Source organism: Nonomuraea sp. NPDC049637 (assembly GCF_040675235.1).
Lineage (GTDB): Bacteria > Actinomycetota > Actinomycetes > Streptosporangiales > Streptosporangiaceae > Nonomuraea.
The window spans coordinates 11625-26083 of record NZ_JBFAOM010000020.1; the positions used below are offsets into that span (position 1 = coordinate 11625).

A 14459-nucleotide genomic window follows, 5' to 3' on the forward strand; every position below is an offset into this window, starting at 1 on the left:
GGGACCGTACCATAGGCAGCGTTTTTTCCCTTCCGCTATGAAAGGCGAGGTCAATGAGGGAGAACCCCCTGGTCCTGCACGTTTTGGGTGCTCGTCCCAATTTCGTGAAAGCGGCCCCGGTGGTGCGTGCACTCGGTGAACTCGGCGTGCGGCAGGGCATCATCCACACCGGTCAGCACTACGACGCGCTGATGTCGGACGTCTTCTTCGCCGATCTCGGCCTGCCCGAGCCGGTGGCCAACCTGGCGGTGGGCTCCGGCACGCACGCCAGGCAGACCGCGGCCCTGCTCGTGGGCCTGGAGGACGTCTTCGTCGCCCAGGAGCCCGACCTCGTCGTGGTCTACGGCGACGTGAACTCGACGCTGGCCGCGATCCTGGTCGCCGCCAAGCTCGGCATCAGAACGGCGCACGTCGAGGCCGGGCTGCGCTCGTTCGACCGGGGCATGCCCGAGGAGGTCAACCGGGTCGTCACCGACGCGCTGGCCGACCTGCTGTTCGTCACCTCGCCCGAGGCCCTCGCCTATCTGGCCTCGGAGGGCGTGCCGCCCGCGAAGGTGCACCTGGTGGGCAACCCGATGATCGACAGCCTGTTCGCCGCGCTGCCCTCGCTGGACCCGGCGCCGGTGGTGGCGCGGCTCGGCCTGCCGTCCCGGTACGCCGTGGCGACCCTGCACCGCCCGGCCAATGTGGACACCGCCGAGGCCGCCAGGGAGCTGGTCGAGGCGGTGCTGGAGGTGTCGCGGCGGACGCCGGTCGTGGTGCCGGTGCACCCGCGCGGCAAGGCGCGGCTGGCCGAGGCGGGCCTGGTGGACGGCGACACGATCAAGGTCATCGAGCCGCTGGGTTATGTGGACTTCCTCTCACTCGTCCGGGGCGCGGCGCTGGTCGTCACCGACTCCGGCGGCGTGCAGGAGGAGACGACCATGCTGGGCGTCCCGTGCCTGACGCTGCGGCCCAACACCGAGCGGCCGATCACGATCACGCACGGCACGAACCGCCTGGTCACGCCCGCGCTGCTGCCCGCCGCCGCGGAGAAGGCGCTCGCCGACGGCGCCGCCACCCCGGCCGGCGAGCTGCCGGTGTTGTGGGACGGCAAGGCCGGTCCGCGCATCGCGACGGTGATCGCGGCGTGGCTGAAGGGCGACAACCTGGCCCCGGCTTCCCAGGCCAAACGCCCCGAATAGCGGCTGAATCCGCCGTACTATGACATACCTCCGCTGAGCGATAGGCGTATCACCATGGCCGAAAACCCTGAGCCCCCCGCGTTCCAGCGACTGGGACCCGTCAACTGGCTGCCCGAGGAGCGCAAGCTCGTCGAGCGGTACGAGGCCGAGGTCAGGGAGCTGCGGCGGCGGCTGGAGATCGCCGAGGCCAAGGCCGCGTACGCCGGCTGGAAGCTGGAGGCCACCCAGGCCAAGCGCACGTTCAAGCTGGGCGAGGCCCTGGGCTCGAAGAGCCCGGGCAGGATCGTCGAGGCGGTCAGGTCGAAGGACAAAGCGCCCAAGCCGCCCATGCCGGTCACCGAGGCGGTCGAGCTCGCCAACCACCGCCCCCCGCTGGTCGAGGTGCCGGCGGCGAAGTGGCCGCTCGGCCCGGTCAACCGGCCCGACCTCAAGGTGGCGGTCATCCTGGACGACTTCTCCAGGATGGCCTTCAGGTACGAGTGGGACCAGATCGAGTTCGGCCTCAAGGACTGGCCGGAGATCTTCGCCGACAAGCGCCCCGACCTGCTGTTCTGCGAGTCGGCCTGGCACGGCAACCAGGGCCGCTGGCGCTACCAGATGACCGGCACGAACGCCCCCAAGGAGCCGCTGCGCGACCTGGTCGCCTGGTGCCGCGCCGAGGGCATCCCCACGGTCTTCTGGAACAAGGAGGACCCGCCGAACTTCGACTTCTTCATCGACACGGCCAAGCTGTTCGACTACGTGTTCACCTGCGACGGCGACATGCTGCCGAAGTACCGCGAGGTGCTCGGCCACGACCGGGTCGACGTGCTGCAGTTCGCCGCCCAGCCGCGGGTGCACAACCCGATCCAGCAGAAGCAGGGCCGGCTGCACGACGTGGTGTTCGCCGGCATGTACTTCCGCGACAAGCACCCCGAGCGGCGCGAGCAGATGGAGGTCGTCCTCGACCCGGTGCGCGAGCTGGGCCTGCACATCTTCGCCCGCAACGGCGAGGTGGACGAGAAGTACGCCTGGCCGGAGAAGTACCGGCCGCACATCGTGGGCGAGCTGCCCTACGACCAGATGCTGGCCGCGTACCGGATGTACAAGGTCTTCCTCAACGTCAACTCGGTGCTCGACTCGCCGACCATGTGCGCCCGCCGCGTCTTCGAGCTGTCGGCGTGCGCGACCCCGGTGGTGTCGGGGTGGTCGCGGGCGATCGAGGAGACGTTCGGCGAGCTGGTGCCGATCGCGCGTGAGCCGGTCGAGTCGTACAACCAGGTGCTGCACCTGATCAACAGCCCCGAGCTGCGGGCCAGGATGGGCCACCTCGCGATGCGGGAGGTCTTCGACAAGCACCTGTTCTCGCACCGGGTGGACCAGATCCTGCAGAACCTCGGCCAGGCCACCACGCCCCGGTCGCGCTCGATCTCGGTCGTGCTGCCGACCAACCGGGCCGCGCAGATCGAGCACGCGATCTCGTCGGTGGCCCGGCAGCTCCACCGGCCGCTGCAGCTCGTCATGGTCCTGCACGGGCTGGACATCGACCCGGTGGTGGTCGCCGACAAGGCGCGGATGGCCGGCATCACGGACGTCGTCGTCCTGCCCGCCGCACCGGAGCTGACGCTCGGCGCCTGCATGAACCTGGGCATCGCCGCCGCCGAGGGCGACCTGATCGCCAAGATGGACGACGACAACCTCTACGGCGAGCACTACCTGTCGGACCTGGTGCGCGCGTTCGACTACTCCGACGCCGAGCTGGTCGGCAAGGGCGCGCACTACGCGTACTTCGAGGGCAGCAACACCACCATGCTCCGGCTGCCCGGCCTGGAGCACCGGTACTCCTTCCTCGTCCAGGGCGGCACGTTCCTCGGCAAGGCGGACATGTTCCGCTCGTACGGCTTCGCGGACATCACGCGGGGGGAGGACACCCAGCTGGTACGCCGGCTGAAGGAGGACTCCGTCAAGATCTACTCGGCCGACCGGTTCAACTTCGTCTACTGGCGCAGCGCCGACGCCTCGATGCACACCTGGCAGGCCGACCACATCAAGCTGACCCGCAACGCCCAGTTCTCCTTCGTCGGCCGCCCGGACGACCACGTGCTCATCTGAGCCTCAGCGGGTGACGCGGGCCAGGTTCTGGTCGGCCAGGCGGGCGAGCTCGTACAGGCCGGCCGCCTTCACCTTCTCGCCGACGACGAGCATGCTCATGATCAGGTGGGCCCGCCTGATCACGATCGACCCGATCTGGGCGCGCTTGTCGCCGCCGGAGGCCGTTGTCAGGTACGCCCGCGACTCGTCGCCCCTGGCCGGCATGGCCAGCTTGGCGGTGCGGTAGGTCACGTCCGCGCCCTCGACGGTGGCCTTGTACAGGGCGCACTGCGGCGGCAGCGGCGCCGGCATGGACGCCGACGGCATCGACACGACGGCCTGCGTGATCGAGCCGCGCGCGGCCGAGAAGGCGATCACGGCGGCGGGCGCCTGGGCCACCTCCGGCTTGGCCGCGTCGAGCTGGGCGGCCCCGGCGCACTCCGGACGTTCCAGCTTGGCCTGCTGAATGGCGGCCAGCCCCTCCTGGGTGGACTTGAGCGAGCCGAACGCCCCCATCTCCGGCCCGTACGCGATGCGCATGCCCTTGGGCACGGGCAGCAGGGCGGCGCGCAGCCGGGCCGCCTCCACCGCCGAGGAGGACGCGGCGGGCTGCGCCGACCCGGCGGCCTGATCACCGGCCTCGCCGGCGGAACATCCGGCGACGACCATCATGCTCAGACATACCCCCGAAATAGCCTTAAGCACGAATTCTCCCCTTGCTCTAGCGGCTTTTTCGAAAACGCTAGAGGAAGGGCCGAGTAAGGAGCCGAGTAACGGCGCTATTCACGGAATTCGGCGGGTTCGCGAGGGATTTCAGGTTCGCGAGAGGTTTTGGCTTCGCGCGGGACAACGGGTTCGGCGCCGTTCCGGCTTCCGCCGTCGAGCAGCGCCCTGGCCAGGCCGATCCCGGTGCCGCCGAGCGTGAGCGCCTTGGCCAGCAGCTCCTCCACGCCCTGAGCGCCGTTCAGCACCACCATGTGGTCCACGTTCCCGAACGCCTTCGCGCCCGCCTCGACGACCTCCGGCCAGCGCTCGGCGAGCTGCTGGGCGATGACCGCCTCCTGGTTCTCCTTCAGCGCCTCGGCCCGCGCCCTGATCGCCTCGGCCTCGGCCAGGCCCAGCGCCCTGGCCGCCTGCGCCTCGGCCAGCCCGCGCGCCTGGGCGGCCTGGGCCTCCGCCTCACCCGCGATCTTGGTGGCCGCGCCGGCCGCCTCGCCGCGCAGCCGTACGGACTCGGCCTCCGCGGCGGCGGCCAGCTTCACCTGGCTCGCCTGGGCCCCGGCGCGCAGCTCGGTCTCCTGCGCCTCGGCCTGGGCCTGGGCGATCCGGGCGTCCCGGTCGGCCTGCGCGAGCGTGACGGTCTCGTACGCCTTGGCGTCGGCGGGCTTGCGCACCTGCGACTGCAGTCGCTGCTCGGCGAGCTGGGCCTCCAGCTCAGCGGCCCGGGTCTCCTGGACGACGACCTCCTGCCGGGCGGTGGCCTCCGACAGCGGCCCGGCCTGCCGGGTCGTGGCCTGCGCCCGGTCGATCTCGGCCTGGTAGGCGGCCCGCTTGAGCTGCGCGTCGCGCTGGGCGGCGGCCTTGTTGGCGGCGGCGATCTGCTCGGCCTCGGTGGCCTCCTGGTCGCGCTGGGCCTGGGCGATGCGGGCGACGGCCGCGACCCTGGCGGCGTGCGGCTTGCCGAGGTTGGCGATGTAGCCGGTCTCGTCGTCGATCTCCTGGATCTGCAGCGAGTCGACGATCAGCCCGAGCTTGCTCATCTCGTCGGCCGCCGAGGCCCTGGTCTCGCTGGTCAGGCGCTCGCGGTTGAGTATCAGGTCCTCGATGGTGAGGTTGCCGATGATCGAGCGCAGGTGCCCGGTGAACAGCTCGTGGATCGCGCTGGTCATGAAGTCCTGCTGGTCGAGGAAGCGGCGGGCGGCGTTGGCGATCGAGGACAGGTCGTCGCCGACCTTGTAGATGACCACGCCGCGGATGTGCACGGGGATGCCCTGCTGGGTGACGCAGGAGACCTGGAGATTGGCCGCCCTGGTGTCCAGGCGCAGCCGCCGGGCGGCCTGGAAGCCGGGGAGCACGGCCGTGCCCTTGCCTGTGATGATCTTGAAGCCGAGGCTGTCGACGCCCTCGCCCCGGCGGCGCGCCCCCAGGCCGGAGATGATCAGCGCCTCGTTGGGCTCGGCGACTCGCCAGACGGCTTTGAACAGCAGAATCACGATGACGACCGCGACGACCGCGGCTCCGGCGACGATGAAGACCTCGGGGGACATCCGCCCCTCCCTAGACGAGTGCTCTGGCCACGTAAACCGTCCGCGGGGGGAAGTAGTCCACCACGACGACGATGGTTCCGAGGCCGAACTCCTCGTCGGGCACACTGGGGTGGGCGTAGAAGGCCTCCACCCCGCCCCTGACCGGGATCATGACCTCGCCGACGAGCCCAGGGCCGATCTTTCCGGTGACTCTGCCCTGCTTGCCGACCACCGCGCTCCCCCCGCTCGCTTCCGTTCCGGACGCTACTCCAAACGGGCATTCGCGGTAATAGGCCACGCAAAATGTTTCTCGAACCGCTGCGCGCCCCTGTGGGGCTTTTGGTCGAAGTGCTGATGATCGCCCTCATGAGCAGGAATCCGCGCGACCTCGGGATGGATGTGCCCATTTCCCGCCGTGACTTGTTCGACGGGATTGCGGTGAGCGCTCTGGCATGCTCGGCGGCGAAGGCCGTTGTCAATGCCGCGGAACCGGCCGGAGGACTGCGCGGGGACACCGCGCAGGCGGTCGCCGTGCCGCACGCGCTGCGCGACGGCCGCTTCTGGCGGCACGCGGGCCCGCCCGAGCCCACCGGCGAGAGCTACGACCTCGTGGTGGTGGGCGGCGGGCGCAGCGGTCTCAGCGCGGCGGCGGAGTGGCTGCGCCGGGAGCCGCGGGCCCGCGTGCTCGTGCTGGACAACCGCGACCCCGGCGAGCACGGCGGCCCGGCGGGGTTCGGCGCGCGCCCGGCCGTGCGCGTGATGTGCGACAGGGAGACCTTCGGCGCCGACACGCTGGTCCCGGCCGACCGGCTGGAGGAGCTGCCGCTCGCCGCGCGGGCCGTCGACGACCTGCGCATGCTGCGCGACGACCCGCCCGACTGGTTCCCCGGGCTGTCGCAGGAGGACAAGCAGGAGCGCCTGGCCGGGCTGACCTACTCCGGGTTCCTGCTGGAGGTCTGCGGCGTGCATCCTGACGCCGAACGGTTCTGCCGGACGCTGCCGTGCGCCGAACGGGCCTACGACGGCCGGGCGCTCGGGGCGGTGGACGCCTGGGCCGCGGGTTATCCGGGCTTCGGCGGCCTGGGGCTCGACAAGCCCTCGCGGTACGCCTCGGCGGCCGGGCCCGCGACCGCGGGCCCGGCCGGTGCCGCGCGGGCGGTGCTGCGGCCGTCCAGCCCCGTGGTCTCGGTACGGCACGGGGACGCGTCCGTGGTGGTCGCCTACTTCGACGGGCATCGGGTCAGGACCGTCGGCGCGGAGTCGGTGATCATGGCCTGCTGGAGCGCGGACGTGCCGCACCTGGTGCCCGACCTGCCCGAGCAGCAGCAGCGGGCGTTGCGTCAGGCGGCCCGGCTGCCGGTCCTGGAGGCGAGCGTGCGGCTGCGCGGCGGCCGGGCGCGGATCGGGCGCACCCGCTGGACGGGCGCGTTCTGGTTCCTGACCGAGCCCGCGCCCGAGGGGGTGCGCCTGCTGGCCACGCCGTGCCGGTCGGAGCTCGGGCCCGTGGCGGGGGCGGCGGCGGGCCGGCTGGAGATGATGGCGACGCCGTACGACCGGCTGGCGGACGGGGTGCGCGACCAGGTGGCCCGGCTGCTGGGCCCGCGGGCCGGCGTCGAGGCGGTCACCGTCCACCGCTGGGGGCACGGGCTGCCGGTGGCGTACTGCAGGCCTTGGCACCCCTTCTACCCCGACGGCCCCTTCCCCGCCGACGTCGCCCGCAGGCGGTTCGGCCGCATCGCCATCGCCGGGTCGGACACCGAACCGGCGGCCGGCGGCGACGCGGCGGTGGTGGCCGCGCACCGGGCCGTGCGCGAGCTCACCGCATGAGGCCCTGGCTGCGGGTCTTTCTCGGCGGGCTGGTCCTGTGGCTGGCCACGGTCGCCGTCACGGCCTGGACGGCCAACTCCAACCTGGTGCCGACCGTCGTGCTGTTCGGCAGCTTCCTGATCCCGGTGACGTTCGTGGTGTGGGCGCACGGGCGCGACCGCTCGCCGGTGGTCACGGTGGAGCTGCAGTTCCGGGCGTTCGTGGTCGGCGGCGTGCTCGGGGTGCTCGGCGCGTCGCTGCTGGAGAGCTGGCTGATCCGGCCCTCGTTCGTCATGTACGCGCTGGTCGGCCTGATCGAGGAGGGCGTGAAGCTGGCCGCGCTGATGTACGTCACCCGGCACGCGGTCCGGCGCTCGTCCAGGGACGGCGTGGTGCTCGGCGCGACGGTCGGCTTCGGCTTCGCCGCCTTCGAGAGCTCCGGTTACGCCTTCAACGCCCTGTTCACCGCCGACGGCCTGTCGCTGGCGCAGCTCGTCGAGACCGAGATCCTGCGCGGCATCCTGGCCCCGGTGGGCCACGGCCTGTGGACCGCGATACTCGGCGGCGTGCTGTTCGCCGCCCACGGACGCCTCACCGGGCACGTCGTGTGGTGCTACCTCGGCGTCTCGCTGCTGCACGCGTTGTGGGACTCGATGAGCGCCATCGCCATCGCGATCACACTGGTCCTGACCGGGCGGCGGTGGCAGTTCGAGCTGCTGCGGATCGGCCGGGTGCCGAACGTGACCGAAGGGCAGGTGCACGTGTACACGCTGGTGAACTGGGCCGGACTCATCGTGATCTCGCTGGTCGCGCTGGGGTGGCTCTGGCGGGTGCTGCGTGCGGCTCGCCGGGAGACCGAGATCATGCCCCAATAATCACGGTAATCATCCTGTTCCTCCCACTGCGCCGGAACCATAAACGATGCTAGTCTCCTGTGCGATCTTCCGGAGGTGTATTTACACAAGGTGTGGAAATGCCCCCGACTCGAGGTTGGGACATGGGCTCGCGAAACCGGTCAATTCGGTTCAAGATCTTTTTATTGCTGCTGCTACCCCTCCTGTCTCTCAGCGCGCTGTGGGGTTTCGTCCTCAACCTGACCATGGGCGACGCACAGTCACTCCTCCGGGCCGACACGCTCTACGAAACACTCGGCGTCACCTCCACCGACCTGGGCGTACAGCTCCAGTCCGAACGGGTGCGCTCCGCCGAGGCGCTCACCACCCGTGAACTCACCGAGGTCCTGGGCGCGCAGCGGGCCCGTACGGACAAGGCGGCGGCCGACTTCCGGCACGCCGTCACCGAGGCGGGCGACGCGGTCGGCGACGACCTGCGGACGCCGCTCGACGCCCTGACCGCCCACCTCGACCGGCTCGGCGCCATCCGCGCCGACATCGACGGCGGCATCAGCTCCCGCCTGGCCGGCGTGGACGCCTACAACCAGGTGCTCGACGCCGTCTTCGCCCTCTACGACCACCTGATCTCCGTCTCCGACCTGACCGTCTTCCAGCAGGCCACCTCCCTGCACGCCATGGGCAGCGCCCGGGAGTACATCGCCAGGGAGCACGCCCTCATCGTCGGCGCGCTGGTGGACAAGCGGCTGACCGAGCCCGAGCGGGCCGCCTTCACCGAGTACGCGGCCTCCAGGAAGTTCCTGCACGCCCGCGGGCTGGCCGGGCTCGACGTGCCGCTGCGCAGGCCGTTCGAGCAGGTGTTCGCGTCCCAGCCGTTCCTGACCTTCTCCGCACTGGAGTCCAGGGTCGTCAAGACCGGCGCACCGCCCGCCGACGCCGAGACGTGGAAGAGCGCGGTGGACCGGCTCACCACCGAACTGGACCGCGACAGCGCCGCCGCGGCCAGGACGCTGGCCGGCCGGACCTCGCGGGCCGCGACCGGCACGGTCGTCGAGATCGCCGTCGCGGGCGGCCTCGGGTTGATAGCCGTGCTCGCGTCGATCATCATCTCTGTACGCTTCGGTCGCCGCCTGGCGGGCGAGCTGTACGGGCTGCGCACCGCCGCGATCGAGCTGGCGGAGGTGCGCCTGCCCGACGTCGTGGACAGGCTGCGCAAGGGCGAGGACGTTGACGTGCGGAAGGAGGCCAGGGCCATCAGGGTGAGCGGATCGGCGGAGATCACCGACGTCGGCCGGGCCTTCGCGTCCGTGCAGCGCACGGCGGTGACGGCGGCCGTCGGCCAGGCCGCGCTGCGCCGCGGGGTCGGGCAGGTCTTCCTCAACCTCGCCAGGCGCAAGCAGGGCCTGCTGCACCGGCAGCTCGGGCTGCTCGACGGCATGCAGCGCCGCACGCACGACCCCGACCGGCTGGAGGAGCTCTTCCGCCTCGACCACCTGACCACCCGGATGCGGCGGCACGCCGAGAGCCTGATGATCCTGTCGGGCGCGCCCCCGGCGCGGGCCTGGCGCCGGCCGGTGCCCGTGATCGACATCGTCCGGGCCGCGGTCGCCGAGGTCGAGGACTACACGAGGGTCAACGTCGAGGCCATGCCGGTCAGCGCGTTCGACGGCGGGGCCGCGGCCGACCTCACGCACCTCGTGGCCGAGCTGATCGAGAACGCCACCATCTACTCACCGCCGGACACCGTGGTCCAGATCCGCGGCGACGTGGTCAGCAACGGCTACGCGATCGAGATCGAGGACAAGGGGCTCGGCCTGTCGGCCGTCGAATACGCCGCGATCAACAAGCTGCTGGCCGCGCCGCCCGAGTTCGACCTGGCCGACAGCGACCGGCTGGGCCTGTTCGTGGTGGCCAGGCTGGCCGAACGCCACGGCGTCAAGGTCCAGCTCCGCCGCTCGCCCTACGGCGGCACCGCGGCCATCGTGCTCGTGCCGCGCTCGCTGGTCGCCGACCAGGCCGCGCTGACCTCCGGCGACGACGACGGCCGGCCGGCCGAGCTGCCGAGCCGTACGAAGAAGGCACTCGCGGTGGTCACCTCGGGCACCCACGCCGGACTGCCCAGGCGCGTGCGCCAGGCGAACCTGGCGCCGCAGCTCAAGGAAGAACCGCCGGAGCCGGAGCCGCAGGCCGAACGCTCTCCCGACGAGGTACGCGATCTGTTCTCCGCGTTCCAGCGGGGAACCCAACGTGCCCGAGAAGAAGCCTCCGAGGAGGAGCCCATGAGCAAGGGGGACGCATGACTGCGCAAACCACCAACACCGGTGAGCTGAACTGGCTGCTCGACGACCTGGCAGGCAGGGTCGCCGCCGTCCGCCAGGCGGTCATCCTTTCCACCGACGGCCTGGCCGTCGGTTACTCCAAGGGATTGACCCGCGAGGACGCCGAGCACCTGTCGGCCGTGGCCGCGGGCTTCCAGAGCCTGGCCCGCGGCACCGGGCGCCATTTCGGCGGCGGCGACGTGCGCCAGACCATCGTGGAGATGGAGAGCGCGTTCCTGTTCGTCACCGCGGCCGGCCAGGGCACCTGCCTGGCCGTGATCGCCGAGGCGAACGTCGACGTCGGGCACATCGCGTACGAGATGGCGATGCTGGTCAAGCGGGTGGGCCAGCACATCACCACCAACCCGCGCGCGGGAACGGCATGACCGACGCCCCCCGCTGGTACGACGAGGAGGCCGGGCCGGTCGTCCGGCCCTTCGCCCTCATCCGAGGCCGGACGCGCTCGTCGGGAGACGCCTTCGACCTAGTCGCGTCCGTGCGCGCGCTCGCCGACCAGGCGGCCGACCTCGGGCCGGAACAGCAGCTCATCCTGCGGGCGGCGCGGAGCCCGATCTCGGTGGCCGACCTGGCCGTCGAGCTCGACCTGCCCGTAGGCGTCGTCCGGGTGCTGCTCGGCGACATGCGTGACCACGGCCTCATCTCGGTGACGTCGCCCTCGGCAACGGGGTCGCGTTCGAATGAGCGCATTCTCAAGGAAGTGATCAATGGACTCCGTGCTCTCTGAGGACCCCGTCGCGCTGAAGATCCTCATCGCGGGCGGGTTCGGCGTCGGCAAGACCACCCTGGTCGGGTCGATCAGCGAGATCAAGCCGCTGCGCACGGAAGAGGTGCTCTCCGACCGCGGGATCGGGGTCGACGACCTCGACGGCGTGGAGGCCAAGACGACCACCACCGTGGCGATGGACTTCGGCCGCATCACGATCCGCGACGGACTGGTCGTCTACCTGTTCGGCACCCCCGGCCAGGAACGGTTCTGGTTCATGTGGGACGAGCTGTCCTACGGCGCGCTGGGCGCGGTCGTGATCGCCGACACCCGGCGGCTGACCGACTGCTTCCCGTCGGTGGACTACTTCGAGCAGCGCGGCACCCCGTTCGTGGTGGCCGTCAACTGCTTCGACGGCGCCTCCCAGCACAGCGTGGACGACGTGCGCATCGCGCTCGACCTCGACGACGACGTCCCGGTGATGCTGTGCGACGTGCGGCGCAGGGCCTCGGCCAAGGAAGTGATGATCACCCTGGTCGAGCACTCCCTGCGGACGCTCACCGCCGCCAACTAGGACGCGCGGCCCGCCGCGAACCCGGGCGGGCACGGCCCGCCGCCGGGCTAGAGCGCGCGCAGCCCGTTGATCACCTCGCGGAGCAGGCTCTCCGTCGGGGTGGCGGTCTTGTCGCGCGGCGGGCGCACGTCGATCAGGTCGTACTCCAGCAGGTCGCCGAGCAGCACCCGGACCACGCCCACGGGCAGCCCGAGCTCCGAGGCGACCTCGGCGACGGGCCTGGAGTGACCGGTCAGGCAGCTCATCAGCCGCCGGTGCTGGCCGCTCAGCTCGGCCTTGGCCGGCGCGGGCCGTCCCGTCGAGACGACGGTCGCCAGCAGATCGAGGGCCGGGGACGAGGGCCTGGTGCGCCCCCGCGCCACGGCGTACGGCCGGACGACGGGCCCGGCCTCCTCGTCAACCCACTCGTGCTCGCCGCTCACGCTCGGGAACCCCCATCCTGGTCGCTTTCCTGCCGCCCCCGCTGCCATCCGGACTGGAGTGAGGAGAGCAGCGCCCTGGTCTCCTCAGGAGAACGCTCGTCGGCCACGGGCGTCATGGGCGCCGGTGGCGTCGGCGCGGCCAGGGGCGCCTGCCTGAGCCGCTGCCGCTGCGGCAGGCCCGTCTGCCGGTCGCGGCGGGGCAGGTCCTGCCCCTCGCCCGGCGCGGGCCCCGCGCGCTTGCTCGTGCGCACCCGGCGCGGCAGCTCGCCCGGCCCGGTCGCCTCCCCCGCGTCGGCCGGCCGCTCGGACCGGACGACGGAGACGGACACGGGCTCGAACTCCATCGGCCGCACCGGCGTCGCCATGGGCTCGACCAGCGATCCCGGCACGAGCACGATGGCGGTCGTGCCGCCGTACGGGGACAGCTTCAGCGTCACCTTGATGCCGTGCCGGGCGGCCAGCATGCCGACCACCGCGAACCCCAGCCGCTCGGTCTGCGCCGGGTCGAACTCGGGCGGGCTGGCCAGGCGGTCGTTGATGGCCTTGCGGGTCTCCTCGTCCATGCCGAGGCCGCGGTCCTCGATCTCGACCGCGAAGCCCCTGCCGACCATCTCGCCGCGCACCGAGACCTCGTTGGCGGGCGAGGAGAACGACGTCGCGTTCTCGATCAGCTCGGCGAACAGGTGCATGAGGTCGGCCACGGCCGAGCCGGACACGCCGCACTCGGGCATCGGGTAGACCCGGACCCGGGTGTACTCCTCGACCTGGGCGGCGGCGCCGCTCAGCACGTCCTCGACCGGGATGACGCCGCGCCACCTGCGGCCCGCCGTGCCGCCCGAGAGCAGCACCAGGCCCTCGGCGTGGCGGCGCATGCGGGTGGTCAGGTGGTCGAGCCGGAACAGGCGCTCCAGGGCCTCGGGCTCCTCGGTCTGGCGCTGCATCTCGTCCAGCATCCTGAGCTGGCGCTGCAGCAGCGACTGGCTGCGCCTGGCCAGGTTCCGCAGCGCCTCGGCCACGCCCTCGCGCAGCCTGGCCTGCTCGACGGCGGCGTCCACGGCGGTGCTCTGCACGCTGTCGAAGGCCGCGGCGAGGTCGGCGACCTCGCTGGTGGCGTTGCCGCCGACCTTGATCGGCGGCGCTTCGGCCTCGATGTCCACCCGCTCGCCGGTACGCAGCTTCGTCACCACGTCGGGCAGCCTGACCTCGGCCAGGTCCAGCGCCGTACGGCGGAGGGTGGCCAGCTCCCTGGTGATCCTGCGGCCCACCCGGACGGAGATGAAGATCGAGAAGGCCACCGCGATGAGCCCCAGCGCGCCCGCGATCGCGGCCCTGACCACGATGACCACGCCGGCCGGCTGCATCCGGCCGAGCAGCTTGTCCCCGGTGTCCCAGACGGCCTCGCTGTACTCCTTGAGCACCTGGTCGGCGATGCCGCGCCAGAGGTCCATGTCGGCCGGCTGGCCGGCGACGTAGCTCCGCAGGAGGCTCTCCATGGTGATGTACCTGGAGGAGTAGAACAGCTTCTCGAACGGCGCCCGCAGCTCGGTGTCGAGGTTGGCCAGCGCCTTCGGGAACAGGAACGTGCGGGTGCCGTCGATGCCGGCCAGCAGGTGCACGTCGTGCATCGAGGGACGGCCGTTCGAGCCGACCATCAGGGCGTTCTCGCGGCTGAGCAGCTCGCGCACCTCGTCGGCCGCGATCAGGCCGTGGGCCTGGAGGGACAGTTCGAGGTCGGTGCTGACGGTCAGCCGGGAGTACAGCAGGTGGACCTCGTCGGAGACCTTGGCGTACTCGGTGACCAGGTTGCCGGGGGTGATCCTGCGCTCGTCGACCTTGCGCCTGACCTCCGGCAGCCGGTCGACGGTGTCCAGGACGACCTGGAACTGCTTCTTCATGTCGTCGGTCATCGCCGACTGGGAGTCCTCCGACAGGGCCTGCTCGCGCAGGGTCTTCCTGGCGGCGTCCACCTTGGCGCGGGCCTTGGTCAGGGCTCCGGGCTCGGTCGCCGTGCCGGCGAGGCGTTCGGCGGAGGCCAGGCGTTCGACCTGGAGGCTGGAGACCAGGCCGTCGGCGTTGTTGATCACTCCCGACCAGATGGCGTCGACCTTGAAGAGGTTCAGCGCCTCACCCGTGGTCGTGCTCGCGGCGAAGCCCCAGAGCGCGATCAGGGAGATCAAGGGGATGACGAGCAGCGTCGAGATCTTGAATCGGATGGATCTGCCCGATGCCATGACACCTGCTCCCGCATAGAAGATCGCGGAGAG

The 14459-nt window shown here is 71.3% G+C and carries 13 protein-coding genes; 8 read left to right on the forward strand and 5 right to left on the reverse strand.

Annotated elements, in window-relative coordinates; genetic code table 11:
- The first annotated feature begins 53 nt into the window (after positions 1-53).
- Both wecB and AB0J71_RS26135 read left to right on the forward strand, forming a co-directional pair.
- On the forward strand, positions 54-1184 hold the full coding sequence (gene wecB / locus AB0J71_RS26130; RefSeq protein ID WP_352318044.1) for a UDP-N-acetylglucosamine 2-epimerase (non-hydrolyzing): 1131 nt from the start codon (positions 54-56) through the stop codon (positions 1182-1184).
- A gap of 54 nt (positions 1185-1238) precedes the next feature.
- Positions 1239-3275, forward strand: a complete 2037-nt coding sequence (locus AB0J71_RS26135) for a glycosyltransferase (RefSeq protein WP_352318046.1) — start codon at positions 1239-1241, stop codon at positions 3273-3275.
- Positions 3276-3278: 3 nt separating this feature from the next.
- On the opposite strand, the gene AB0J71_RS26140 is transcribed toward AB0J71_RS26135, so the two are convergent.
- The 3 genes from AB0J71_RS26140 to AB0J71_RS26150 form a co-directional block, all read right to left on the reverse strand.
- Positions 3279-3926 (reverse strand): hypothetical protein, encoded by a 648-nt coding sequence (locus AB0J71_RS26140; RefSeq protein WP_364416452.1) that lies wholly within the window; start codon positions 3924-3926, stop codon positions 3279-3281.
- A gap of 107 nt (positions 3927-4033) precedes the next feature.
- Positions 4034-5521, reverse strand: a complete 1488-nt coding sequence (locus tag AB0J71_RS26145; protein ID WP_352318050.1) for an SPFH domain-containing protein — start codon at positions 5519-5521, stop codon at positions 4034-4036.
- Between the two features lie 10 nt (positions 5522-5531).
- Complete coding sequence (locus AB0J71_RS26150) at positions 5532-5732, reverse strand: hypothetical protein (RefSeq protein ID WP_358290673.1); 201 nt, start codon at positions 5730-5732, stop codon at positions 5532-5534.
- Positions 5733-5938: 206 nt separating this feature from the next.
- Between AB0J71_RS26150 and AB0J71_RS26155 the strand changes: the two genes are divergently transcribed.
- The 6 genes from AB0J71_RS26155 (at position 5939) to AB0J71_RS26180 (ending at position 11773) form a co-directional block, all read left to right on the forward strand.
- Entirely contained in the window at positions 5939-7327 is a 1389-nt protein-coding gene (locus AB0J71_RS26155) for a hypothetical protein (protein WP_364416454.1), read from the forward strand.
- A complete protein-coding gene (locus AB0J71_RS26160) occupies positions 7324-8181 on the forward strand; it encodes a PrsW family glutamic-type intramembrane protease (RefSeq protein WP_352318056.1) in 858 nt (285 codons plus the stop codon). Before AB0J71_RS26155 ends, AB0J71_RS26160 begins: the two co-directional genes overlap by 4 nt.
- A gap of 164 nt (positions 8182-8345) precedes the next feature.
- Positions 8346-10457 carry a nitrate- and nitrite sensing domain-containing protein gene (locus tag AB0J71_RS26165; protein ID WP_364416456.1) on the forward strand — a complete coding sequence of 704 codons (2112 nt, stop codon included), beginning with the start codon at positions 8346-8348 and terminating at the stop codon, positions 10455-10457.
- Positions 10454-10861 carry a roadblock/LC7 domain-containing protein gene (locus tag AB0J71_RS26170; RefSeq protein ID WP_352318060.1) on the forward strand — a complete coding sequence of 136 codons (408 nt, stop codon included), beginning with the start codon at positions 10454-10456 and terminating at the stop codon, positions 10859-10861. Before AB0J71_RS26165 ends, AB0J71_RS26170 begins: the two co-directional genes overlap by 4 nt.
- A complete protein-coding gene (locus AB0J71_RS26175) occupies positions 10858-11220 on the forward strand; it encodes a DUF742 domain-containing protein (RefSeq protein ID WP_352318062.1) in 363 nt (120 codons plus the stop codon). Before AB0J71_RS26170 ends, AB0J71_RS26175 begins: the two co-directional genes overlap by 4 nt.
- Complete coding sequence (locus AB0J71_RS26180) at positions 11201-11773, forward strand: ATP/GTP-binding protein (protein ID WP_352318064.1); 573 nt, start codon at positions 11201-11203, stop codon at positions 11771-11773. The genes AB0J71_RS26175 and AB0J71_RS26180 overlap by 20 nt, the downstream gene beginning before the upstream one ends.
- A 47-nt stretch (positions 11774-11820) precedes the next feature.
- Here AB0J71_RS26180 and AB0J71_RS26185 read toward each other — a convergent pair whose 3' ends face one another.
- Positions 11821-12195, reverse strand: coding sequence for a DUF742 domain-containing protein (locus tag AB0J71_RS26185; RefSeq protein WP_352318066.1), 375 nt, complete (start codon positions 12193-12195; stop codon positions 11821-11823).
- Positions 12192-14426: a nitrate- and nitrite sensing domain-containing protein gene (locus AB0J71_RS26190; RefSeq protein WP_364416458.1), complete on the reverse strand. Its 2235-nt coding sequence runs from the start codon at positions 14424-14426 to the stop codon at positions 12192-12194. Before AB0J71_RS26190 ends, AB0J71_RS26185 begins: the two co-directional genes overlap by 4 nt.
- Positions 14427-14459 lie beyond the last annotated feature (33 nt).

Excerpts from the sequence above, each read along its gene's own strand:
- AB0J71_RS26160 (WP_352318056.1), top strand. The coding sequence starts at position 7,324 with ATGAGGCCCTGGCTGCGGGTCTTTCTCGGCGGGCTGGTCCTGTGGCTG.
- AB0J71_RS26140 (WP_364416452.1), bottom strand. The coding sequence starts at position 3,926 with ATGATGGTCGTCGCCGGATGTTCCGCCGGCGAGGCCGGTGATCAGGCC.
- AB0J71_RS26170 (WP_352318060.1), top strand. The coding sequence starts at position 10,454 with ATGACTGCGCAAACCACCAACACCGGTGAGCTGAACTGGCTGCTCGAC.
- wecB (WP_352318044.1), top strand. The coding sequence starts at position 54 with ATGAGGGAGAACCCCCTGGTCCTGCACGTTTTGGGTGCTCGTCCCAAT.
- AB0J71_RS26180 (WP_352318064.1), top strand. The coding sequence starts at position 11,201 with ATGGACTCCGTGCTCTCTGAGGACCCCGTCGCGCTGAAGATCCTCATC.
- AB0J71_RS26175 (WP_352318062.1), top strand. The coding sequence starts at position 10,858 with ATGACCGACGCCCCCCGCTGGTACGACGAGGAGGCCGGGCCGGTCGTC.
- AB0J71_RS26145 (WP_352318050.1), bottom strand. The coding sequence starts at position 5,521 with ATGTCCCCCGAGGTCTTCATCGTCGCCGGAGCCGCGGTCGTCGCGGTC.
- AB0J71_RS26135 (WP_352318046.1), top strand. The coding sequence starts at position 1,239 with ATGGCCGAAAACCCTGAGCCCCCCGCGTTCCAGCGACTGGGACCCGTC.
- AB0J71_RS26190 (WP_364416458.1), bottom strand. The coding sequence starts at position 14,426 with ATGGCATCGGGCAGATCCATCCGATTCAAGATCTCGACGCTGCTCGTC.